The organism is Halobacillus sp. Marseille-P3879 (genome assembly GCF_900240285.1).
Taxonomy (GTDB): Bacteria; Bacillota; Bacilli; order Bacillales; family Halobacillaceae; genus Halobacillus_A.
In genome coordinates, this window is record NZ_OESS01000002.1 from 645,599 (window position 1) to 670,142 (window position 24,544).

At 40.9% G+C, this 24,544-nt stretch carries 23 protein-coding genes; all 23 read left to right on the plus strand.

Annotated elements, in window-relative coordinates; all coding sequences use genetic code 11:
• Window positions 1-7 precede the first annotated feature (7 nt).
• The 23 genes from dapG to tdh all read left to right on the plus strand — a co-directional run bounded on the left by dapG (window position 8) and on the right by tdh (window position 24,538).
• A complete protein-coding gene (gene dapG, locus C1A12_RS11045; protein WP_101843933.1) occupies window positions 8-1,225 on the plus strand; it encodes an aspartate kinase in 1,218 nt (405 codons plus the stop codon).
• Window positions 1,226-1,243: 18 nt separating this feature from the next.
• A complete protein-coding gene (gene dapA, locus C1A12_RS11050; RefSeq protein WP_101843934.1) occupies window positions 1,244-2,113 on the plus strand; it encodes a 4-hydroxy-tetrahydrodipicolinate synthase in 870 nt (289 codons plus the stop codon).
• A gap of 88 nt (window positions 2,114-2,201) precedes the next feature.
• Entirely contained in the window at window positions 2,202-2,939 is a 738-nt protein-coding gene (locus tag C1A12_RS11055; RefSeq protein ID WP_101843935.1) for a ClpP family protease, read from the plus strand.
• Entirely contained in the window at window positions 2,936-3,145 is a 210-nt protein-coding gene (locus C1A12_RS11060) for a YlzJ-like family protein (RefSeq protein WP_101843936.1), read from the plus strand. Before C1A12_RS11055 ends, C1A12_RS11060 begins: the two co-directional genes overlap by 4 nt.
• Window positions 3,146-3,251: 106 nt before the next feature.
• The gene (locus tag C1A12_RS11065; protein WP_101843937.1) at window positions 3,252-5,525 is read left to right on the plus strand and encodes a DNA translocase FtsK; all 2,274 of its coding nucleotides are present in this window, start codon (window positions 3,252-3,254) and stop codon (window positions 5,523-5,525) included.
• A gap of 207 nt (window positions 5,526-5,732) precedes the next feature.
• Window positions 5,733-6,458: a GntR family transcriptional regulator gene (locus C1A12_RS11070; RefSeq protein ID WP_101843938.1), complete on the plus strand. Its 726-nt coding sequence runs from the start codon at window positions 5,733-5,735 to the stop codon at window positions 6,456-6,458.
• Window positions 6,459-6,562: 104 nt separating this feature from the next.
• Window positions 6,563-7,675 (plus strand): BMP family protein, encoded by a 1,113-nt coding sequence (locus tag C1A12_RS11075; protein ID WP_101843939.1) that lies wholly within the window; start codon window positions 6,563-6,565, stop codon window positions 7,673-7,675.
• A gap of 145 nt (window positions 7,676-7,820) precedes the next feature.
• Window positions 7,821-9,347 (plus strand): ABC transporter ATP-binding protein, encoded by a 1,527-nt coding sequence (locus C1A12_RS11080; protein ID WP_101843940.1) that lies wholly within the window; start codon window positions 7,821-7,823, stop codon window positions 9,345-9,347.
• Window positions 9,347-10,393, plus strand: coding sequence for an ABC transporter permease (locus C1A12_RS11085; RefSeq protein WP_101843941.1), 1,047 nt, complete (start codon window positions 9,347-9,349; stop codon window positions 10,391-10,393). The genes C1A12_RS11080 and C1A12_RS11085 overlap by 1 nt, the downstream gene beginning before the upstream one ends.
• Window positions 10,394-11,353: an ABC transporter permease gene (locus C1A12_RS11090; RefSeq protein WP_101843942.1), complete on the plus strand. Its 960-nt coding sequence runs from the start codon at window positions 10,394-10,396 to the stop codon at window positions 11,351-11,353.
• A 141-nt stretch (window positions 11,354-11,494) separates the two neighbouring features.
• Window positions 11,495-12,781: an EF-P 5-aminopentanol modification-associated protein YfmF gene (gene yfmF, locus C1A12_RS11095; RefSeq protein WP_101843943.1), complete on the plus strand. Its 1,287-nt coding sequence runs from the start codon at window positions 11,495-11,497 to the stop codon at window positions 12,779-12,781.
• On the plus strand, window positions 12,781-14,070 hold the full coding sequence (yfmH, locus tag C1A12_RS11100) for an EF-P 5-aminopentanol modification-associated protein YfmH (RefSeq protein ID WP_101843944.1): 1,290 nt from the start codon (window positions 12,781-12,783) through the stop codon (window positions 14,068-14,070). Before yfmF ends, yfmH begins: the two co-directional genes overlap by 1 nt.
• The gene (ymfI, locus tag C1A12_RS11105) at window positions 14,067-14,783 is read left to right on the plus strand and encodes an elongation factor P 5-aminopentanone reductase (RefSeq protein ID WP_101843945.1); all 717 of its coding nucleotides are present in this window, start codon (window positions 14,067-14,069) and stop codon (window positions 14,781-14,783) included. The genes yfmH and ymfI overlap by 4 nt, the downstream gene beginning before the upstream one ends.
• Before the next feature lie 76 nt (window positions 14,784-14,859).
• On the plus strand, window positions 14,860-15,120 hold the full coding sequence (locus tag C1A12_RS11110; RefSeq protein ID WP_101843946.1) for a DUF3243 domain-containing protein: 261 nt from the start codon (window positions 14,860-14,862) through the stop codon (window positions 15,118-15,120).
• A 154-nt stretch (window positions 15,121-15,274) separates the two neighbouring features.
• Entirely contained in the window at window positions 15,275-16,063 is a 789-nt protein-coding gene (locus C1A12_RS11115; protein ID WP_101843947.1) for a DUF3388 domain-containing protein, read from the plus strand.
• 19 nt (window positions 16,064-16,082) lie between these two features.
• A complete protein-coding gene (locus tag C1A12_RS11120) occupies window positions 16,083-16,994 on the plus strand; it encodes a RodZ family helix-turn-helix domain-containing protein (RefSeq protein WP_159462184.1) in 912 nt (303 codons plus the stop codon).
• Window positions 16,995-17,088: 94 nt separating this feature from the next.
• The gene (pgsA, locus tag C1A12_RS11125) at window positions 17,089-17,667 is read left to right on the plus strand and encodes a CDP-diacylglycerol--glycerol-3-phosphate 3-phosphatidyltransferase (RefSeq protein WP_101843949.1); all 579 of its coding nucleotides are present in this window, start codon (window positions 17,089-17,091) and stop codon (window positions 17,665-17,667) included.
• A complete protein-coding gene (locus tag C1A12_RS11130; RefSeq protein ID WP_101843950.1) occupies window positions 17,664-18,923 on the plus strand; it encodes a competence/damage-inducible protein A in 1,260 nt (419 codons plus the stop codon). Before pgsA ends, C1A12_RS11130 begins: the two co-directional genes overlap by 4 nt.
• 132 nt (window positions 18,924-19,055) lie before the next feature.
• A complete protein-coding gene (gene recA / locus C1A12_RS11135) occupies window positions 19,056-20,096 on the plus strand; it encodes a recombinase RecA (protein ID WP_101843951.1) in 1,041 nt (346 codons plus the stop codon).
• 432 nt (window positions 20,097-20,528) lie between these two features.
• Complete coding sequence (gene rny, locus C1A12_RS11140) at window positions 20,529-22,088, plus strand: ribonuclease Y (protein ID WP_101843952.1); 1,560 nt, start codon at window positions 20,529-20,531, stop codon at window positions 22,086-22,088.
• A gap of 65 nt (window positions 22,089-22,153) precedes the next feature.
• Entirely contained in the window at window positions 22,154-22,951 is a 798-nt protein-coding gene (locus C1A12_RS11145) for a TIGR00282 family metallophosphoesterase (protein ID WP_101843953.1), read from the plus strand.
• Window positions 22,952-23,059: 108 nt separating this feature from the next.
• Window positions 23,060-23,320, plus strand: a complete 261-nt coding sequence (locus tag C1A12_RS11150) for a stage V sporulation protein S (RefSeq protein ID WP_101843954.1) — start codon at window positions 23,060-23,062, stop codon at window positions 23,318-23,320.
• Window positions 23,321-23,497: 177 nt separating this feature from the next.
• Window positions 23,498-24,538, plus strand: coding sequence for an L-threonine 3-dehydrogenase (tdh, locus tag C1A12_RS11155; RefSeq protein ID WP_200816584.1), 1,041 nt, complete (start codon window positions 23,498-23,500; stop codon window positions 24,536-24,538).
• The last annotated feature ends 6 nt before the right edge of the window (window positions 24,539-24,544 follow it).

Sequence of the window (24,544 nt, forward strand, 5' to 3'; positions counted from 1 at the left end):
TGTGAACATGAAATTATTAGTTCAAAAATTTGGAGGTACGTCTGTTCGAGATGAGGAAGGGCGCTCCAGAGCGATTTCTCATATTAAGAAAGCCATCAATGAAGGCTATAAAGTAGTTGTAACCGTTTCTGCAATGGGGAGAAAAGGGGACCCTTATGCGACAGACTCCCTGCTTGAGCTTATTCAATTTCCTGCTTCTAAGATTTCAGCACGAGAACAGGATATGCTCATGTCCTGTGGGGAAACTATTTCTTCAGTAGTTTTCACTAATGAACTGCTGGAATCCGGAGTATCTGCTTCTGGATTAACTGGAGCAGGAGCAGGGTTTTTAACAAACGATGATTTTACTAAAGCAAAAATTCTGCGCATGGATACGACCCGTATTTTAAATGAACTGGAAACGAAAGATGTGGTTGTTGTAGCCGGCTTTCAAGGTAAAACCGAAGCCGGAGACACGACCACAATAGGGCGTGGAGGCAGTGACACTAGTGCTGCTGCTCTAGGCGCTGCCCTAAAAGCAGATTACATCGACATTTTTACAGATGTAGAAGGAATCATGACAGCAGACCCTCGTATTGTTGAAAATGCCAGGGCATTAAATGCTGTAACATATAATGAAATCTGCAACCTTGCTTATCAGGGAGCAAAAGTAATTCATCCAAGAGCAGTTGAAATTGCTATGCATGCCAAAGTGCCGATGCGTGTAAGATCGACTTATTCAGATCAGCCGGGTACACTTGTTGCTGCTTCAAGAGAAGGAGAAGCAGGTAATGACCTTCCGGACCGATTGGTAACCGGGATTGCCCATATGGCTGGAATTGCACAAATTAAAGTTCAATCGAAAGAAGATCCTTCTAAACTACAGTCGGAAGTATTTAAATCTATGGCAGAAGCGAACATTTCTGTAGATTTTATTAATATTTCACCAAGTGGTGTAACCTATACAATAGACAGTAAGTACACGAATCAAGCTGCTTCCATTTTAGAGGAAATTGGTTATGAGCCTGAGATTCGTGAAGGCTGTGCGAAAGTATCCACAGTAGGTGCCGGGATTACTGGAGTTCCAGGTGTAACTGCAAAGATTGTGCAGACATTAATAGAACGCGGAGTACAAATACTTCAGTCAGCGGACTCACACACAACGATTTGGGTGCTGGTTAAAGATGAAGATCTCATACAAGCAGTTAATGCCCTACATGAAATATTTGAACTGAACGCAGATTGATGAAAGGGGAAATAGGGCGTGGATTTTGGTAAAGTGTTAACTGCTATGGTTACCCCTTTTGATAATCATGGCAACTTAGATTTAAATAAAACCTCTACCCTGGTAGAGTATTTATTGGAGCATGGAACAGATGGGCTGGTCATTGCAGGTACAACAGGAGAATCACCAACATTAACAACGGAAGAAAAGGTCGCTCTTTGGGAACATGTCGTAAAGACTGTAAACGGACGTGTTCCTGTAATAGCGGGCACGGGCAGCAATGACACTCATGGCTCGATTGCTCTTACAAAGAAGGCGGTAGCCACGGGAGTGGATGCTGTAATGCTTGTCACTCCTTATTACAACAAACCAAGTCAGCGTGGATTATACGAGCACTTCAGGTCAATAGCTGAGTCGACTTCAGTGCCTGTTATGCTGTATAACATCCCCGGTCGATCTGCAGTAAGGATAGATGTAGAAACGATCTTAGAATTATCCAAAATCCCTAACATCGTTTCTGTTAAAGAAGCTACAGGGGACTTAGACAGTATGGCTGAAATTATCGAAAATACCCCGGAGGATTTTTCTTTATACAGCGGGGATGACAATCTTACCTTACCAATTTACTCAATTGGAGGCAGTGGGATTATTTCCGTATCTTCTCATGTAGTGGGCAGGGAGATGCAGGAAATGCTTCGTTTATATGACGAAGGAAAGGGCAGGCAGGCTGCAGCTCTGCATCGTAAATTGCTGCCTGTACTAAAAGGTATGTTTATGAGTCCTTCTCCCTCTCCAATCAAAACAGCATTGCAGTTAAAAGGATTAGATACAGGAGGCGTTCGTCTCCCGCTCGTACCATTATCAGCTGAAGAACGGATAAAAATACAAAAGCTACTCGAACAACTATGAACAGCAAAGTTACTGCTTTGCTGTTTTTTTGTATGAATAGGTTTTTCTGCTTCATACTAAGACAAAGTATGAAAGGGGTTTGAATAAGATGAGTGAACATCAAGGCAATTCGCAGAACGAACCAAATAAGGATGATTCGAAAGAGCAGTCCTCGATAGTAGACAAAATCCAACAGCTGGGGCAGTCGAACGTACCAAGTGCGGGGGATTCAAACATTCATGTTCTTCCAATTATCGGCCAGGTAGAGGGCCATGTCCAGCTCCCGTCCCAAAATAAAACAACAAAGTATGAACATTTGCTTCCTCAGCTCATCGCAATTGAACAAAACCCAAAGATTGAAGGGGTAGTAGTATTATTAAATACGGTAGGCGGAGATGTTGAGGCAGGGCTGGCGATTTCGGAAATGATTGCATCTATTTCTAAACCTTCTGTTTCCATTGTATTAGGCGGAGGGCATTCGATTGGTGTTCCAATTGCAGTAGCAGCAGACTATTCATTTATAGCAGAAACAGCAACTATGACCATTCACCCGATCCGGTTGAATGGTTTGGTTATCGGCGTTCCTCAGACCTTTGAATACATGGATAAGATGCAGGACCGTGTCATTAATTTTGTTACCAGACATTCAAACGTGGAAGAGGAAAAATTTAAAGAACTAATGTTCGAGAAAGGAAACTTATCTCGTGATATTGGAACAAATGTAGTTGGTCAAAAAGCTGTAGACGTGGGGTTAATTGATGCAGTTGGGGGCGTTCAGGAGGCTATGGCCAAACTGAATGAATATATTGAAGACCAAAAAGGAAAAGCACAGAAGGTGGTCCAATGACAATTTTGTATACCCCGCTGAGTGAATACGATGTCTTCCCGCAAAATGAAGCAGAAAATTCTATTGTTTATGAAACGATTAATAATACCCAGGTAAAATGTTACGACCATGGAAATGGTAAAAAGCAGATTATTCAATTAATGTCTACAGATCCTAAGGATTATATGGACCCATCTTTACAACCAGGACAGTGGCTGCACTACTAACTACGCCAGGCATGTGGTATAATTATCTAAGAGAAAAAAGGATGCCGTTGCTGGAATTTTAGCCAATGGCATCCTATTCTTTTCAACATGAATGGAGGTGTCACCAGTGGCAAGAAAGAAAAAAACAAAATCAAGAAAGAAAAAAGCGTCTTTGAAACAGCATGTGAAATTTGAATTAACAGGTGTGCTGTTTATTTTTATAGCTGTGTTTGGAAGCGGTGCCTCCATGATTAGTGAGGGAGCCATACCAGGCGGGCTTGAACGTATATGGCAAGTGTTTTTTGGTGTATGGTATTTTACCGCATCTCTATTTTTTTTAATCTTAGGTCTCTATTTAATGATTAAAAGAAAATGGCCTGATTTTCTACATAAACGTCTGATTGGAATATATATAATGCTTGCGGCATTATTGCTTTTTACGCACGTTCAAACCCTTGCAGCAGATCTAAACCAGGCCCGCGGGGGAGTGTTTGAACTGACGTGGGATCGATTAATAAGCATGATGAGGGGTGAAACCTCTACCACGAGCATTGGCGGAGGTATGACGGGTGCATTCTTATTACTTATTACCTATTATTTATTTTCCGCTACAGGGTCCGTAATATTTTCTTTATTTCTTTTTCTTATAGGAGCCATGTTTATTACAGAGCGTTCGATTGGAGAAGTACTTGCTTACTTTACTGATAAGGGAAAAGAAGCTTATGCATCATTTAAAGAAAATCAACAATCTAAGAAAGCTGCCAAGGAAAGTCGTGCAGAAGAGAAGGATAACTCAGCTTCTGATGAAGTGCATATCGTCGAACAACAACAATCTTCTGCTGTGGAAGAAGACTATGAACCTATCATTCAGGATTTTACTGAGCAGGCTTATCAAAAACCAGACGAATCAAATGAAGCGGCGGATCAGTCACAAGGAGAAGCCGACCTGGATAAATCAATGAATACTGCAGAACTTGAGAATCCTGATTACAGGCTTCCGGGGTATGAACTTTTGGACGAGCCTACTTCCAGCCCCCAAAGCCAGGGACGCTCTCACATCCAGGCAACAGTGAAAAAGTTAGAGCAAACGTTTCATAGTTTTGGGGTAAAGGCTAAAGTTACCAAGGTGCACGTCGGCCCTTCGGTAACTAAATATGAGGTTTATCCTGACGTCGGAGTAAAAGTCAGCAAAATTGTAAATTTAAATGATGATCTTGCGCTGGCTCTAGCCGCTAAAGATATACGTATAGAAGCTCCGATACCAGGAAAATCAGCAGTAGGAATTGAAGTGCCCAATCAGGAAGTTTCTATGGTTTCGTTAAGAGAAGTGCTTGAGCAAGGTAAAGCGCACCCGGATGCTAAGTTAAGCTTTGCCCTCGGTCGTGATATATCAGGTGAGGCAGTTATGGCAGAACTGAACAAAATGCCTCATCTGCTTGTAGCTGGTGCGACAGGAAGTGGAAAGAGTGTATGTATTAACGGGATTATTACCAGTGTGCTCATGCGTGCTAAACCTCATGAAGTAAAAATGATGATGATTGATCCTAAAAAAGTAGAGCTTAATGTTTACAATGGAATTCCGCATCTTCTTGCCCCGGTTGTAACCGATCCTAAAAAAGCTTCCCGGGCTCTAATGAAGGTTGTATCTGAAATGGAGAGGCGCTATGATTTGTTTTCTGATTCAGGTACGAGAAATATAGAAGGTTATAATGAGTATATTAAAAAGCATAACCGGGAAAATGAAGATGACCAGCCGTTCCTTCCTTATATTATTGTGCTTGTAGACGAGCTGGCAGACTTAATGATGGTTGCTTCTAACGATGTGGAAGATGCAATAACACGCTTAGCCCAAATGGCACGGGCAGCGGGCATTCACTTAATCATTGCTACTCAGCGCCCGTCGGTGGATGTGATCACAGGTGTTATAAAAGCAAACATCCCATCACGAATCGCTTTTAGCGTTTCCTCCCAAACGGATTCAAGAACTATTTTAGATACTGGAGGAGCGGAAAAGCTTCTAGGAAGAGGGGACATGCTCTTCACTCCGGTAGGTTCTAACAAACCAACACGTGTACAGGGGGCGTTTTTGTCAGATGAGGAAGTTGAGCGGATAGTCAACTTTTGTGTAGAGCAGCAAAAGGCTCAATATCAGGAAGAGATGATCCCTGATGAGGAATCAGAATCTGCCACAGAAGTAGATGATGAATTATACCCCGACGCTGTTCAAATGGTGATTGAAATGCAAAGCGCTAGTGTTTCTATGATACAAAGAAGGTTTCGAGTAGGCTATACCAGAGCCGCAAGATTAATAGATGCGATGGAGGACAATGGAATTGTAGGACCGTATGAAGGCAGCAAACCTAGAACCGTTCTTGTTTCAAATACAGTAGAAGAAAGCTGAACTGACGTCATGACTGGCGTCAGTTTTTTTAATGATGATAAGAAACTTGAATATTCTGATTTAACAAACATGTGTATTAATCGATAAAATTGTCCTAATTCTATTTATTTATTTATAGAAAAGTGTTATATTAATCTCGAATATGATGTGTCAAACGTCAGATGTCAGATCTCTTACCTATAGGCAAATAGATTTGGAGTGAAGGTTATGTCGATCAGGCAAGATACCCGCCACTTGTACCTGCAAGTGATTGAACAGATTAAACAAGATATTGAAAACGGGGTTTACATAGAAAAAGAAAAACTCCCTTCAGAATTCCAACTGTCTAAATCTTTAGGCGTCTCAAGAGCAACTTTGCGTGAAGCTCTCCGTATTCTTGAAGAAGAAAATATCGTGACGAGAAGACATGGAGTAGGGACATTTGTAAATCCTAAACCTGTCTTTACTTCTGGGATTGAAGAACTAGACAGTGTAACAGGAATGATTACTAAGTCAGGAATGGTTCCTGGTTCCCAGTATTTATCTGCGGAATTAATTGAACCTACTGAAGATGAACGACAGCGTTTTTCCCCAATAGGTATTAATAAATTAGCCAAAGTTGAACGTGTAAGGACCGCCGATCAACAACCCGTGGTGTATTGTAAGGATAGAATCCCAGAAGGACTGATCCCCATTGATCATGTACGGGAGGCAGATTCCTTGTTTGGAGTCCTGGAACGATTTACAGGAAAGACGATAAGCTATGCTGTGACAGATATAGAACCCATCGGCTACCATGAGAAGATTTCCCCTATTTTAAATTGTGAACCTGACCAAGCTCTACTGCTGCTAAAACAAATGCATTATACAAAAGATGATGAACCTATCCTATTATCCTCTAATTATTTTAGAGCTGATAAGTTTAGTTTCCATGTTTTAAGAAGAAGAGTTTAGTAGTGCCTTAAATTGTAAGGAGGTGAGGCTGGCCCTAGGGACGTTTAAAATTTTTTATTTGTTTGAATTTTCTTAATCTTAACAATTTTAGGGGGGTTATCGTTTTGAAAAGTCGTCGTTTTCTATTGATTTTAGCATTATTATTATCTTTCGGGTTGGTGTTAGCTGCTTGTGGCTCGTCAGATGAGGCTGATGACTCAGGTGGTGATGATGGAGAATCTGAGGAAGGTGGAGAGCAATCCGGTGAAGATTTCTCTGTAGCTATGGTGACTGACGTCGGCGGGGTAGATGATAAGTCTTTTAACCAGTCTTCCTGGGAAGGTTTGCAAGCTTTCGGTGATGAGAATGGTCTGGAAGAGGGAGAAGGCTATGATTACGCACAGTCTGACAGTGAAGGCGACTACACTACCAACTTAAGCCGATTGGTGCGTCAAGATTTTAATTTAATTTACGGTATTGGATACTTATTGCAGCCTGCACTAGAGGAAGTTGCAGAGCAAAACCCTGAAACCAACTTTGGTCTAGTTGATTCTGTAGCTGAAGGGGACAATATTGTCAGCATTACGTTTAAAGAACACGAAGGATCGTTCCTTGCGGGTGTTGCCGCAGCACTTAAAACAGAAACAGATAAAATTGGATTTATCGGCGGAGAAGACGGCGATTTGATTAGAAAATTTGAATCAGGTTATGTGGCAGGTGCGAAATCTGTAAATCCTGATATTGAAATTGATATTAAATATGCTGAAAGCTTTGCTGCAGCAGATAAAGGTAAATTAATTGCTTCTAATATGTATAATAATGATATTGATGTTATTTATCACGCTTCTGGAGCTACAGGGAACGGAGTTTTTGCAGAAGCCAAAGACAGAAAGCAGAACAATTCTGATGAGAACATCTGGGTAATTGGTGTTGACCGTGACCAGCATGAAGAAGGTCAAATTGATGGTAATAACATTACGTTAACTTCTATGGTTAAACGGGTGGATGTTGCAGTTAACGAAGTAGCTACTCTTACTATGGAAGGCGAGTTTCCGGGTGGAGAGGTTATGGAGTACGGTCTGGATGATGATGCCATCAGTATTGCAAAAACAAACGAAGATGCTATGACAGAAGACATTGTGTCAAAAGTCGATGAATGGAAAGAGAAAATTGCCAATGGAGAGGTTGAAGTCCCTAGCACGGATGAAGAATTAGAAGAATTCGAAAGCTCGCTATAAACTAGACATATAGGGCTGAGTTTTCAGCCCTGTATTTCTACTAAAATCATCAAATGAAGAGAACTTTTCCGGACCTCTTCCTTTGATGATTTTTTAGGGCATTATGAGGTGACGAAAGTCGCATATAAAGGGGTGTGTGGGAAATATGGATTATGTAATAGAAATGTTGAATATCCGTAAAGAATTCCCCGGTATTGTTGCTAATAACAACGTTAATTTACAAGTAAAAGAAGGAGAAATCCATGCTTTACTAGGGGAAAACGGAGCGGGTAAATCGACTTTGATGAATGTTCTTTTTGGTCTCTACCAGCCGGAAAAAGGGGAGATTAAAGTACGTGGAGAGAAAGTGAGCGTTTCTGATCCAAATGTCGCCAACCAATTAGGGATTGGGATGGTGCATCAGCATTTTATGCTGGTGGATACGTTTACGGTTACAGAAAACATTGTACTTGGCAGTGAGCCAAGAAAAGGCGTCACCGTTGATATAAAAAAAGCTGAAAAAGAAGTTTCGGAGCTTTCGAAAAGATATGGGCTTAACGTAGATCCTAAGGCAAAAGTCCGTGACATTTCTGTAGGAATGCAGCAGCGCGTGGAAATCTTAAAAACTTTATATAGAGGGGCAGATATTTTAATTTTTGATGAGCCTACTGCTGTGCTCACGCCTCAGGAAATTAAAGAACTAATTAACATTATGAAAAGCCTGGTCAGCGAAGGGAAATCTATTATTCTTATTACCCATAAGTTAAAGGAAATTATGCAAGTATGTGATCGATGTACAGTAATTCGAAAAGGAGAAGGCATTGGGACAGTTGATGTGAGCGGAACCAATCCTGACGAATTAGCTTCTTTAATGGTAGGGAGAGAAGTAAATTTTAAAACTGAAAAAAACCCTGCTGAACCAAAGGAAACTTATTTATCCATTCATGATTTATATGTTAAAGACTCTAGAAACGTAGAAATGGTAAAAGGGTTGAACCTTAATGTACGGGCAGGTGAGATTGTCGGCATCGCAGGAATAGATGGTAATGGTCAGTCAGAGCTTATTGAAGCAATCGCAGGTTTAAGAAAGTCACAAGCAGGTACCATTACGCTGCATGACAATGTAATTACCAATCTTTCAACAAGAAAGGTAACTCGGGCAGGTGTCTCTCACATTCCGCAGGACCGACATAAATACGGCTTAGTTCTTGATTTTCCCATCGGTGATAATATGGTCCTTCAAACATATTACCAGCAGCCTTTTTCTAAAAAAGGAGTTATGAACTTTAAAAATATTTACGAAAAAGCAAAAGCTCTAATTAAAGAGTTTGATGTGCGTACCCCAAATGAGTTAACGAAAGCGCGGGCGCTTTCAGGAGGAAACCAGCAAAAAGCAATAATAGGACGTGAAATTGATCGGTCTCCGGATTTAATTATAGCGGCTCAACCAACAAGGGGGCTTGATGTAGGGGCAATCGAATTTATACATCGTAAGCTTATCGGTGAGAGAGACAAAGGCAGAGCAGTACTTCTTTTATCGTTTGAGCTTGATGAAATCATGAACTTGAGTGATCGTATTGCTGTAATGTTTGATGGACAGATTATTGCTGAAGTTAAACCTGAGGAAACTAATGAGCAGGAGTTAGGTTTATTAATGGCAGGTAACAAAGTGAAGAAAGAGGGTGCTGAGTAATGTTTAATAACCGGACGATTAACGTTTTAATTCCTCTAATCTCAGTTATTCTCGGCCTTCTGGCTGGTGCGGTAATTATGCTGTTATTTGGTTACAATCCGATTCTGGGATATGGAGCTTTATGGAACGGAGCTTTTGGAGATAGTTATTTCTTCGGGGAAACAATTCGGATGGTGACGCCATATATCTTATCAGGTTTAGCGGTAGCTTTTGCCCTCCGTACAGGATTATTAAATATTGGTGTAGAAGGACAAGTGTTTGTAGGCTGGATGGCGTCCGTATGGATAGGAGTGGCTTTTGAGCTTCCTATGATCGTTCACTTACCGCTGGCTGTCTCAGCAGCAGCAGCAGCGGGGGCTTTCTGGGGCTTTATTCCGGGAATATTAAAGGCGAAGCTCGGTGTACATGAAGTTATCGTAACGATTATGATGAACTATATTGCCTTATATTCAACCAATGCTATTGTGCGTCATGTGATTACTGATGGGGAAGACCAGACTGAGAGAGTGGCGCCTTCCGCTTCACTTGCTTCAGATTGGATTGCTGAATTGACCTTTTACTCCAGAATGCATTATGGAATTTTAATCGCAGTATTTATGGCTTTGATTATGTGGTTTATTCTTAATAAAACGACTAGAGGGTTTGAACTGCGGTCTGTCGGATACAATCCTCATGCTTCTAATTATGCCGGAATGAGTGTTGGCAAAAACATCGTGCTTGCCATGATGATATCCGGAGCATTTGCTGGACTTGCTGGAGCAATGGAAGGATTAGGTACATATGGATACCTGGCGGCTAAATCCGGTTTTACAAATATCGGATTTGAAGGAATTGCCGTTGCTTTACTGGGGGCTAATACTGCAATTGGTGTGGTGCTCGCCGCTTTCTTATTTGGAACGTTGAAGATTGGGGCTTTAAACATGCCTACAGTAGCAGATGTTCCGACTGAGCTTGTCGAAATCGTTATTGCGCTTATTATTTTCTTTGTAGCTTCAAGTTATATGATACGCTGGTTTATTCTTCGTTTTAAGAAGGAGGGGAAATAAATGATCGTTTTTGATGTTTTACAGTCCATCATCCCGCAGGCTTTATTTTTTGCGGCCCCTCTCATTTTCACTGCTCTAGGCGGCATATTTAGTGAGCGTTCAGGTATTATTAATATTGGGCTTGAAGGGCTTATGGTAATGGGAGCATTTGTAGGAATTGTAGTGAACCTTACTTTTGCAGATGTATTTGGGTCAGCTACTCCCTGGGTATCTATTTTTGCTGCGATGGTGATTTCAGCTGTTTTTGCATTAACCCATGCGGTCGCTTCTATTACTTTTAGAGCGGACCAGGTAGTCAGTGGGGTGGCTGTTAACTTTTTAGCTTTAGGAATTGGTGTCTTTCTTACGAAGCAGTGGTACGATAAAGGGCAGACAGATATGGTCAGCAGGCCTTTTTATACAAAGGATATTTGGTTATTGAGTGATATACCTATTTTAGGTGAATTATTATTCTCAAGCATGTATATAACTTCTTATATTGCTATCATATTAGCTGTCGGGGTGTGGTTCGTATTGTTTAAAACACCTTTTGGTCTGCGGCTGCGTTCTGTTGGGGAACACCCGATGGCGGCTGATACAAATGGAATTAACGTATATGGAATGCGGTATGCTGCTGTTATGCTTTCGGGTGCTTTAGGGGGCCTTGGCGGCGCTGTTTTTGCACTTACAATAGCCATGAACTTTTCTCAGTCAACTATTGTAGGGCAGGGTTTTATGGCCCTGGCTGCTGTTATTTTTGGAAAGTGGCACCCTTTGGGTGCTTTAGGGGCAGCCATCTTCTTCGGCTTTGCCCAAAGCTTAAGTGTAGTGGGATCGGGAATCCCGTTATTAGCAGAGGTCCCTCAAGTGTTTTTATTAATTGCTCCGTACGTGCTGACGATTTTAGCTTTAGCTGGATTTATCGGACGTGCTGAAGCACCAAAGGCGCTGGGAGAAGCCTACGTAAAAGGAAACCGATAGGTAAAACCAGTCCGGTACAAAAGTGCCGGGCTTTATTTTTTTACTTTTGTATTCATATACCTTAGCATATTAATTAGTTTAACAGGGATGAATAAGCGGAGAACTGCTTATAATAATAGTCAATAATGGAGGAGGATTATGATGAAAATATCAAAAGAATCAGTTTATGAAAAACAAGGGTACAGACTACATATACTGCCTAGCAAAAAATATAAAACCGTCTCAATCGTTGCAAAGTTAAAAGCCCCTTTAAAAAGAGAAGGAATTACAGAGAGAGCCCTGCTTCCTAACGTGCTTCAAAAAGCGACAAACAATCATCCCAATGTCAGAGCTCTCCAGTCCGCTCTTGAGAATCTTTACGGTACCGGCTTTTCCAGTGACGGCACTAAAAAAGGTGAAAATCATGTTTTATCCTTTCGTATGGAAGTTGTGAACGAAGCATACTTAACCAACCAGGAGCCTATTTTGGAAAAAGCGATGCAGATATTCAGTGATGTTTTATTTAATCCTAAAGTCGAACAAGGAGGATTTGATGAAGCGATTGTGAACCGGGAAAAACAGACCCTCGAACAAAAAATAAAATCGATTAAAGACGACAAAATGAGCTATGCGAATATGCGTTTGATCGATCATATGTGTGAAGATGAACCTTATGCTCTGCATGTTCATGGATATTTGGAAGATTTCCCGGCAATTAATGCGGAAAGTTTATATGAATATTATCAAGGTATGATAGACCGGGATTTACTAGACGTTTATATCATAGGTGACATTGAGGAAAAGGAAATGGAAAAATTGGCTGACCAATTTTTCTCTCGATCGAGAAGTGAGAACAAAGATAACCATCAAGACTCGGTAGCAAGTGGGAAACGCAAAGTTAATGAAGTTATTGAAAAAGAAGATGTGAATCAAGGTAAACTTCATATTGGATATAGAACGAATATTAAGTTTGGAGACGACGATTATTTCGCCCTCCAGGTTTTTAATGGCATCTTCGGAGGCTTTCCAAGTTCTAAATTGTTTATGAATGTACGGGAAAAGCATAGTCTGGCTTATTATGCCGCTTCAAGATTTGAGAGTCACAAAGGACTGCTTCTGGTATTCAGCGGAGTGGATCCTAAAGATTTTGACCAGGCGAAAAGTATTATATTAGAGCAGATGGAAGCTATGAAATCCGGGGATTTTTCTGATGCACAAGTTAGTGAATCAATGGAACAGGTCATTAACCAGCTTCAGGAAACAATGGATCATGCGAATGGCCTGATTGAAGTTTTATATCACCAAATGCTGTCAGGAGTATCGATACCTGCTAAAGAAATCATTGAAAATGTGAGAAAAGTAAAGAAAGAAGACGTTATCAAAGTAGCTGAAAAAATTGAGTTAGACACAGTCTACTTTTTAACCAGCCAAAAGGGAGGGGAAGAGTAATGGAGGAACTCGTTTACAAGCAATTAAATGAATCAGTATTTCAGGAAACTATGGATAATGGATTAAAAGTATTCCTGCTTTCGAAGCCCGAAATGGCAAAGACTTATGGAATCTTTACTACGAATTATGGCTCGATTGACCAAACCTTTACACCGATTGGTAAAGAGGAAAAAGTTTCTGTGCCAGAAGGGATTGCTCATTTTCTTGAACATAAACTTTTTGAAAAGGAAGATCGTGATGTATTCCAGGATTTCACTAAATTAGGTGCTTCAGCAAATGCTTTCACCTCTTTTACGAAAACGGCCTATTTATTTTCTGCGACCAGTCAAATTGAGAAAAACGTAGATACACTGTTAGATTTTGTCCAGGAGCCTTATTTCTCTAAAGAATCTGTAGATAAAGAAAAAGGGATTATTGCTCAAGAGATCAGAATGTATGATGATCAGCCGGACTGGAGAGCTTTTTTTGGTACGATTCAAAGCATGTATGATAAGCACCCTGTGAAGGTGGACATTGCCGGAACGGTAGATTCAATTCAAGAAATTACCAAAGATGATCTTTATACCTGTTATGAAACGTTTTACCATCCTTCAAACATGGTACTGTTTGTGGCGGGTAACATTAACCCTGAAGAAATGATGGACCAGATTCGAACAAATCAATCAAATAAAGAATTTAAGGAAATTCCTGAGATTGATCGTTTTTACCCGGAAGAATCTTCTTCTGTAGCAAAAGCTGAAGATTCGATCAAAATGCCGGTAACGACAGCTAAAGCTATGATTGGAGTTAAAGAAGATGTTTCTTCTCTCAATGGGGAAGAACTGCTGCGTGCCGAATTACTGTCAGGAATGATCCTTGACTTTTACTTCTCCCGCAGTGGTGAATTTTATGAAGAATTATATAAAGACGATTTAATTGATGACAGTTTTCAGTTCGAGACAGAGCTTGACCGCCAGTTCGGCTTTACTATTTTAGGAGGCGACACGAGAAAGCCGGATGAATTAGCTGACCGGGTGAAGAAAATGCTTCATCTATTACGGGAAAGAAAAATTTCTGAAGAAGACTTTACGCGCATGAAACGAAAAAAGATCGGTCAGTTTATGCGTGCGTTAAATTCTTTGGAGTTTATCGCCAATCAATTCACCCATTATCATACCTTAGGCGTTGATTTATTCGATGTATTGCCGGTCATCGAGTCTTTAACTACTGCAGATGCTGACAAATATGTTGAACACTGGATTAAAGAAGAACGAATATCCGTCTTTAAGGTGCTTCCTCAAGATTCATGAGAAATGCTTTAATAATTGGAGGAAGTGGTGAAATCGGTGCTGAAATTGCAAGAGTAATGGCTGCTGAAGGTTTCTCCATCGGTATACATTATAATAAGAACACATCAACCATGAACAACCTTAAATTTGAGATTCCTCCTTCCCAATGGAAGGGTGCTTATTACGGTGACCTTTCGAGCGGCGAGGGGATTGAACGGTTCTTAGAGTCGCTGCCGCAAGATTGGGATGCTCTCGTGTTTGCGCCGGGAAACCATTCTGCGCAACTTATTCAGAATGTAAGCGTTGAGGAAATGGATCACTTCTACTACATTCATGTTAAAGCTTTATGGATGATCACTCAAAGGTTAATACCTTCTATGGTAAGGAAGAAACAAGGCAATATAGTGGTCATATCATCCGTCTGGGGGGAAGAAGGGGCGAGTAACGAGGTGATTTACAGTTCTGTTAAGGGGGCTCAAATCAGCTACGCAAAAGCACTGGCGAAGGAGCTAGCCCCCAGCAATATCCGTGTAAACGCAGTTACTCCCGGCTTTATTAAAACTAAGATGAATGACCAGCTTTCAGAGGAAGAGCAGTTTATGCTTTCAAGCGATATTCCTATAGGGAGAGCGGGGACCACGGCAGAGGTGGCTGATGGAGTTTTGTTTTTAGTAAGTGAGTCTTCTAGTTACATTACGGGTCATACGCTGCGGATAAATGGCGGCTGGTATTAAATAATTAATTGTGCATAAATTCCTTACTGCTGTTTCATACTAAAGATGAAATATCATCTTTGAGGAGGTACATGAAATGGCTGTACTTGACAACTTTGAATCTTGGAAGGATTTCTTAGGGGACCGTCTGCATCAAGCAGAAGGACAAGGAATGGACGATCGAACTGTTTCCGAATTAGCTTATGAAATTGGCGGCTACCTAGCCACTGAGGTTGAAGCGAAAAACGATCAAGAAACGGTTCTTAGGGAATTATGGAATGTGGCCGATGAAAAAGAACAGCACGCAATTGCGAATATGATGGTGAAACTTGTACAAAGTGAAGGTTCACAGTCATAAAAAAGTACTTAAACCGTACAGGGTTTTCCTGTACGGTTTTTTTACTAAATCTGTTTCCAGTCTTTCTTATTAGGGTAAAATCATTTATGATATAAAAAGGACTGTTGAAATCTATTTTTTTACAAACTTCGACATTTTCCAGAGGAGATGGATTATGGAAAAAAAAGAGTGGTATTTAGAATATGAAATCCAGTATAATCGACCGGGACTCCTTGGAGATATTTCATCATTATTAGGAATGATGGCTATTAACATTGTAACGATTAACGGTGTCGAAAACTCCCACAGAGGGATGCTCCTGCTTTGTAAGAGTGAAGAGCAAATTATTCGCTTGCGTTCGATTTTAAATACAATGGATACGATTAAAATTACTAAATTACGCAGACCAAAATTAAGAGACCGCTTAGCTGTCAGGCATGGACGTTACATACATAGTGATATTGACGATAAAAAAACTTTTCGTTTTAATCGGGAAGACCTTGGCGTTCTCGTTGATTTTATGGCGGAATTATTTATGAAGGAAGGTCACAAATTAATCGGAATCCGCGGTATGCCGAGGGTTGGTAAAACCGAATCTATAGTTGCAGCCAGCGTTTGTGCAAATAAGAGGTGGCTTTTTGTGTCCAGTACTCTGTTAAAACAAACCGTTCGCAGCCAGCTGATTGAGGAAGAGTATAATGAAGATTATTTATATATTATAGATGGAATTGTTTCAGCAAGACGAGCCAGTGAAAAACATTGGCAGCTGGTACGTGAAATCATGAGGCTTCCTGCTACTAAAGTGATTGAACATCCTGATATCTTTGTGCAAGAAACGGAATATAAAATGAGCGATTTTGATTATATTATCGAACTTAGAAACGATGAAGATGAAGTTATCACTTATGAAACCGTTGAGAGAGAAACGAAGACAAATGATGGATTTTCAATGTTCGATTTTTAAATAATGGATGGTGTTAGTTATGGAAATAGGCTCACGCTTAAGAGAAGCGAGAGAGGAAAAAGGATTAACCCTTGAGGAAGTTCAAAATACAACAAAAATCCAAAAAAGATACCTCCAGGCTATTGAGAAAAATGAGTTTGGAGTTCTGCCTGGAAAGTTTTATACCCGGGCCTTTATAAGAGAATATGCTTCAGCAATCGGCCTTGATCCAGAACAGGTAATGGAAGAACATAAGAGTGAACTTCCTGCTAATGAAGAAGAACAAGTGATCACATACAGCCGTGTCCAAAAGTCAAAAAGTGATAACAGAGGCAGTAAAGGACCAGGTAGCTTTTCTAAAGCATTCCCTACTGTTTTAACAATAGTATTGATTATCGGGTTACTTTTTGTGGCATGGTATTTTATTTTACAAGTGTCAAATCCTAATGACAGTTCTAACGAAGAAGAAAGCAGCGAAGATCAGGTCGATGTCAGTAACACTGACGATCAAGAAAGTGGAGAAGAATCAAACGAAGGATCTAATGATGAGTCAAGTGAAGAAAATGAAGAAGATTCCGATGAAGAAAGCAATGCAGAAGACGAATCAGAGGAAGAAGAGCAGGAAGAAATGGATATATCACTTGAAGACACAGGTTCAGGAGGATTTCCGGAACACACTTATGAAATTACAAATGCTGATGACCGTGAATTAACCATTGAGTTCGACGGGGAATCTTATTTAGCTGTGAATGCACCTAAAGGTGGAGAGAGTCTCGCTGATGAGCGAATTTATACTGCCGATGATGATAATCTTGAAATAGATATCAGTGACCAGGAAGAAGTGTACATCAGCACAGGTTCAGTGTCTGGAATTACAGTGAAGGTGAATGATGAAGAAATTGAATTCCCAGCAGAAAACCATACGCAGAAATTGTTAATAAGGTTTGAGTAAATCTGGGTTAACAACGAAGCTGTCCTTTGATTGAAAGAAGAGTGATTACTTCTTTTTAAGGGCAGCTTTATGTACTTTAAGGAGTGAAGAAGAAATGAATTTACCAAACAAGATTACCTTATCAAGAATTTTATTAATCCCTGTTTTTATCATATTAATGAGTGGGCCATTTAACTGGGGTGAAATAGAAATGAGCGACCGTGCTCTCCCTGTTGCGCACCTGGCAGGGGCCATATTATTTATCATTGCTTCGACCACAGATTGGATTGACGGATACATTGCCAGAAAACATAACCTTGTTACCAATTTAGGCAAATTCCTGGATCCGCTGGCAGACAAATTATTAGTAAGTGCGGCGCTTATTCTTCTCGTGGAAATCGGCCTTGCACCAGCCTGGATTGTTATTTTAATCATCAGCAGAGAGTTTGCTGTTACTGGTTTACGTTTAGTGGCAGCTGGTGAAGGAAGCGTACTTGCAGCCAGTCAAATGGGCAAGCTCAAGACCTGGATTCAAATTGTTTCCATCTCGCTGCTTCTGCTCCACAATTGGCCGTTTGCATACATTGATTTTCCGCTAGGATTGATCAGCCTGTATGCTGCTCTAGTAATCACTGTGTATTCGGGATATGATTACTTCGTGAAAAATTGGCACGTAATGAGAGATTCGAAATGAGAACAGAAATCATAGCAGTTGGAACTGAACTCCTATTAGGACAAATATCGAATACGAATGCACAGTGGATCTCAAAAGAATTGGCACATTATGGCACTAATATATATCACCATACCGTTGTCGGCGATAATCTCCATCGGGTAGTAGATGCGTTTGAACTGGCTCAAAAACGCTCAGATGTAGTTATTGTCACCGGAGGTCTCGGACCAACAGAAGATGACTTAACGAGAGATGCAGCACGGATTGTCTTTGCCGATGAATTAGTGGAGCATGAAGCAACGATAAATAAAGTAGTCAATTATTTTAAAAAGAATGGTCGTACCATGACTAAAAATAATCGAAAGCAAGCGTTAGTATTACAAAAGGCGTCCGTTTTGGATAATGAGGAAGGAATGGCTCCCGGGCAGATCGTTGAGGATAAAGATTCTACTTTTATTTTACTCCCTGGAGTACCCTCAGAAATGAAAAGACTGATGAACGATGCTGTTTTTCCTTATCTCGTGAAAAAGTATAAGCTTGAAACCAAAATAAAGTCTGAAATGCTTCGTTTTATTGGAATAGGGGAATCAGCTTTAGAAGAACAGCTTAAGGATTTAATTTCGTCCCAGACAAACCCAACAATCGCTCCGTTAGCTGGTGAAGGAGACGTAGCCATTCGTCTCACCTCCTCAGGGGCAGCTCCAGAAAAGAAAATAGCTGACTTAAAAAATAAAATATTGGAGCGTGTCGGTCAATATTATTTTGGCAGTGACAGCATTACCATTGAAGAAGTTGTCCAGGATTTATTAGTGCAAAATTCAGAAACCATTGGTTCAGCCGAAAGTCTCACAGGCGGGAGTTTTATTGAAAAAATCATCCAGTTAACCGGAGCTTCTTCAATTTGCCAGGGAGGGCTGGTCGCTTATACCCCTGCAGCAAAACAGCGTATGATCCAAGTCCCTAAAGAGGTGATCTCAGACTATGGTACGGTAAGTCCCCAATGCGCTGAAGAAATGGCTGTTCAGGCTCAGAAACTTTTAAATGTTGACCACGCCATCAGCTTTACAGGGGTGGCGGGTCCTTCTTCAAGTGAAGGTCATGAACCCGGGATAGTATACATCGGCTTAAAAATGAGGGATAATCCCGTTCAAGTGTTTCAATACCACTTTGACGGGAGCAGGGATAAAATACGCCGGCGCACGGTAAATAAAGGATTTGAACTTCTTTTTCATAAACTAAAATTAACAAACCTTGAACATGAAGATATTGAAAAGTAAAAAGTCAAGCAGTGAAACTTTTAAATTGGAGATGTGTTACTCTCGAAAAAAGGGAACATTTATTCGCTTTTTAGTTGGCAAAATGAATAAAACGAGTTATGATAGGGATAGAAATCTTGAAAGGGGAATATTATGAGTGATCGCAAGCAAGCTTTAGATATGGCTCTAAGACAAATTGAAAAACAGTTCGGCAAAGGTTCAATTATGAAGCTGGGGGAACAGGCAGAACAGAAGATTAACACTGTCTCCAGTGGATCACTCGCTCTTGATGTCGCTCTCGGTGTGGGTGGATATCCTCGAGGAAGAATTGTAGAAATATATGGTCCGGAATCTTCAGGTAAAACGACAGTGGCTCTGCATGCTATTGCAGAAGCACAAAGACAAGGCGGCCAAGCCGCATTTATTGATGCAGAACATGCGCTTGACCCCGTATATGCCCGTGCTTTAGGAGTAAACATTGAAGAATTACTGTTATCACAGCCGGATACTGGTGAACAAGCTTTAGAGATCGCAGAAGCGTTAGTTCGAAGCGGAGCAGTAGACATGGTCGTTATTGACTCTGTAGCTGCATTGGTACCTAAAGCTGAAATTGAAGGGGAGATGGGTGACTCTCACGTCGGTTTACAGGCGCGTTTAATGTCTCAGGCATTAAGAAAGCTTTCAGGTGCTATTAATAAATCGAAGACAACTGCTATTTTTATTAACCAGATTCGTGAAAAAGTCGGAGTTATGTTTGGTAACCCTGAAACCACTCCTGGCGGCCGTGCGCTGAAATTCTATTCTTCCGTAAGACTGGAAGTACGCCGTGCTGAAACTTTGAAACAAGGAAATGATATGGTTGGTAATAAAACGAGATTAAAAGTTGTGAAAAACAAAGTTGCTCCTCCATTTAAACAGGCTGAAGTGGATATTATGTATGGACAAGGGATTTCTCGCGAGGGAGAATTGCTTGATATAGCGACTGATCTCGACCTGGTTCAGAAGAGCGGTTCCTGGTACTCTTACAACAATGATCGTATGGGACAGGGCCGGGAGAATGCAAAACAGTTCTTAAAAGAAAACGAAGAAGTTTATCAAGAGATTAAGAGCTCTGTTCGTGAACACTATGGAATGGACGATGCGCCGGCATCAAACGAATCAAAAACGGAAAGTCAAGAATCACTTGATGTGTAAATAACTTGCATTAAACAGCGGCTCTTAATCAGGGGCCGCTGTTTTTTATGCAGAAAGGAATATTTAAGCTAAAAACTGACGAGGGTGGATAGGAGAATATGCGTAGATTCTACTCGTTCCTCAAATACCACGTCTTATGAATAATTCCTTATATATGAACCTCACCAGGACAGCTCCGATTTTTGGATATCAGCAGTAGAAAAGTCTAGAGGCAGAGGATGAATTTATTAATTGATAGATTTTTTTGAAATTTCGTTTCAAATCCTCCACTGTGGAACGAGGTTTCCTTGACATTACCATTCTGCAAGCATAAAATGAATGTGTATCATTTTCATATTTATACCTTTTTTACCTAAATGAAATGAAACTGAAAATGAATCGTTTGTACACGCCGACAAACGGACCAAGTTTATAGCAAGAGGAGGTGAAACTATGGATATGTTATCCATCATCTTCATTTTGCTTGCCCTTATCGTCGGTTCTGTTGTTGGTTACCTAATTCGGAAATCTATTGCGGAAGCGAAAATATCCAGCGCTGAAGAGTTAGCAAAGCAAATTGTAGAGGAAGGACGTCGAAACGCTGAATCTGCAAAAAAAGAAGCGCTGCTTGAAGCGAAAGAAGAAAATCAGAAATTCCGCCAGGAAGCTGAAAGTGATATTCGTGAACGCCGCATAGAGCTACAAAAAACCGAAAACCGCCTAACACAGAAAGAAGAGAATCTTGATCGTAAGAGTGGAACACTGGACCAACGTGATTTATCACTCGAAAAGAAAGAGGGGACTCTTGCCGAGAGACAACAACAAATTGAAGAAATGGAAAGCAAAGTGGAAGCAATGCTTCAAGAGCAGCAAACTGAACTTGAACGTATTTCCGGCTTAACTGCTGACCAGGCTAAACAAGTGATTCTTGAACGAGTCGAACAGGAAGTATCACATGAATCAGCTTTAAGGATTAAAGAAGCTGAGAATCGTGCCAAAGAAGAAGCGGATAAGAAAGCGAAGAACATTCTTTCACTTGCCCTTCAACGTTGTGCTGCCGATCATGTGGCAGAGACTACAGTTTCTGTTGTTAATCTGCCAAACGATGAAATGAAAGGCCGTATTATCGGACGGGAAGGACGTAATATCCGTACGTTAGAGACGTTAACAGGTATCGATCTAATTATTGATGATACTCCAGAAGCCGTCATTTTATCTGGTTTTGATCCAATTCGACGGGAAACTGCTCGAATGGCTCTTGAGAAGCTTGTTCAAGATGGCCGTATTCACCCTGCCAGGATTGAGGAAATGGTCGATAAATCTAGACGCGAAGTCGATGATTACATTCGGGAAGTTGGAGAAGAAACCACTTTTGAAATCGGAGTGCATAATCTCCATCCGGATCTAGTGAAGATTCTTGGACGATTAAAATATCGTACAAGCTACGGTCAAAATGTCCTGAAGCACTCTACAGAGGTTGCGTACTTATCCGGTCTTCTGGCTGCTGAACTAGGAGAAGACGAAACACTCGCCCGTAGAGCCGGTCTTCTTCATGATATCGGGAAAGCGATTGACCACGAAGTTGAAGGAAGCCACGTGGAGATTGGGAAAGAGCTGGCGACGAAGTATAAAGAGAATGAAGTCGTCATAAACGCCATCGCTTCTCACCATGGAGATGAAGAGCCTACTTCAGTCATTGCTGTACTTGTGGCAGCTGCTGATGCGTTGTCTGCAGCTCGTCCAGGAGCGCGAAGTGAGACGTTAGAGAATTATATTAAACGTCTTGAAAAACTTGAAGAGATTTCCGAATCCTATGACGGGGTTGAGAAGTCCTTCGCAATCCAAGCAGGTCGTGAAGTTCGCATAATGGTTCGTCCTGATGAGATTGATGACCTTACCGCTACAAGCTTAGCGCGGGATATTCGAAATCGAATTGAGGATGAACTTGATTATCCAGGTCACATTAAAGTTACTGTTATTCGTGAAACACGTTCAGTGGAATATGCGAAATAGAGATGAAGCGGTCAAATCGGCCGCTTCATTTTGTTTTGAAAGCTAATCAATAAAGGAGACTTAAAATGAAAATATTATTTATCGGAGATGTGGTAGGCTCACCAGGGCGGGATATGATTAACGAATATTTACCAAAGCTTAAACAGAAGTACCAGCCGACGGTAACGATCATCAATGGAGAAAATGCGGCTTCCGGGAAAGGGATTACGGAAAAAATTTACCGGAATTTTTTAGAGCGTGGGGCTCAAGCTGTAACTTTAGGCAATCACGCATGGGATAAAAAAGAAATTTTTGATTTTATCGATAGTGCAGAATATATGGTTCGTCCTGCTAACTTCCCAGAGGGCACACCAGGCAAAGGTCTTACCTTTATAAAAACTCCAAAAGCTGAAGTGGCAGTGATAAATATGCAAGGGCGAACCTTTTTAACTCCAAATGATGATCCATTTCGAAAAATAGATGAACTTATCGCAGTGGCTAAGAAAAGAACAAACATCATTTTTCTAGATTTCCATGCGGAAGCCACAAGCGAGAAGCAGGCTATGGGATGGTACGTAGATGGTCGGATCAGTGTGAATGTCGGCACCCATACCCATATACAGACAGCAGATGACCGCATTCTTCCTGAAGGCACTGCTTACATTACAGACGTCGGAATGACCGGCCCTTATGATGGTATTTTAGGTATGGAACGTGAGGCTGTGATGAAGCGGTTTTTAACAAATCTGCCTGTACGTTTTGAAGTTCCAAAAACGGGAAGAACACAATTAAGCGGGGTTATCGTTGACGTTGAGGAATCTACAGGAAAAGCGAAATCAATTAAACGGATTCTAATTAATGACGATCATCCGTTCTTCAGCTGATTATTTGAATTTTTAGAAAAATTCCTTCATAATGAAAAGGGAATATTCTACAACTCCAAGAATATAGTGGTTATGGAACAACTATAGTGAATGAAGGAGGAGCTAGTAATGGAAGTATTAAAAGTATCAGCTAAATCCGTACCTAATTCAGTAGCAGGAGCCTTGGCAAACGTAGTAAGAGAACGAGGGACAGCCGAAATACAAGCCATTGGAGCAGGTGCTTTAAATCAGGCAATTAAAGCCGTTGCCATTGCCAGAGGATTTGTGGCACCTAGTGGAATAGACCTGATCTGTATCCCGGCCTTTACAGACATTATGATTGATGAGGAGGAACGTACAGCCATTAAGCTGATCATCGAGCCTCGTTAATGATATTTTTATTTTTTTTAAAACCGCCGCATTCTTTTGTATGACAAGGATGCGGTTTTATTTGTGTTCATATGTTTTTATGGAGTGGACATATTGGGTTGATTATTTTTATTAACATGATAATATGATAGTTGAATTCTGTGTTTATCATGTTTTATTAATAAAGAGGTGTTCACTGTGAGCGGAAAAATGAATGCAGTAGTGAAACATCACCGCGGTCCAGGTGCAGAACTTCGCAAGGTTCAGATTCCGGAAATAGGTGATGAGGAAGTATTAATTAAAGTAAAAGCTACATCTATTTGTGGTACAGATGTACATATTTATAATTGGGATGACTGGTCAGCTGGTCGTGTGCATCCTCCTTATGTGTTCGGTCATGAATTTTCCGGTGAGATTGTGAAGACAGGAGAAAAAGTTATTAACTTTAGTATCGGAGATTATGTTAGTGCTGAAACCCATCTTATTTGCGGGCACTGCCCTCAATGTTTAACAGGACAATATCATATCTGTGAAAATACAAAGATCATAGGAGTTGACACTCAAGGCTGCTTTGCGGAGTACGTCGCTATCCCTGCAGCTAACCTTTGGCGGAATCCTGAAGAAATGCCGACCGATATTGCATCGGTTCAGGAACCGATGGGAAATGCTGTACACACGGTGTTAAATGGAAGTGTAGCGGGTAAAACCGTGGCAGTAATCGGCTGCGGTCCTATTGGAGTTATGGCAGTAGGTGTTGCAAAAGCAGCAGGAGCTTCTCAAGTCCTCGCTTTTGATTTAAATGAATACCGTTTAAACCTGGCTGGAAAAATGGGAGCGACGACAGTGATTAATTCAGCAGAAACAGACCCGGTAAAGAGGGCTAAAGAATTAACAAACGGTCACGGAGTAGATGTCGTCTGCGAAATGAGCGGTCATCCAGTGGCCATGGATCAAGGGTTTAAGATGATTACAAATGGGGGGCGTGTTTCTATTCTGAGCCTGCCTGCAGGCCCGGTATCCCTGGATGTTACAAATGATATTGTATTTAAAGGGGTTCAAGTACAAGGGATAACGGGAAGAAAAATGTATGAAACCTGGCAGCAGGTGTCTCGTTTACTTCATTCCGGGCAGGTAGATTTAACTCCTATGATTACCCATCACTTCCCTCTTGAGGATTTCGAAAAGGGGTTTCAATTAATGAATGAAGGTAATTGCGGTAAGGTAGTATTACATCCATAATAAAGG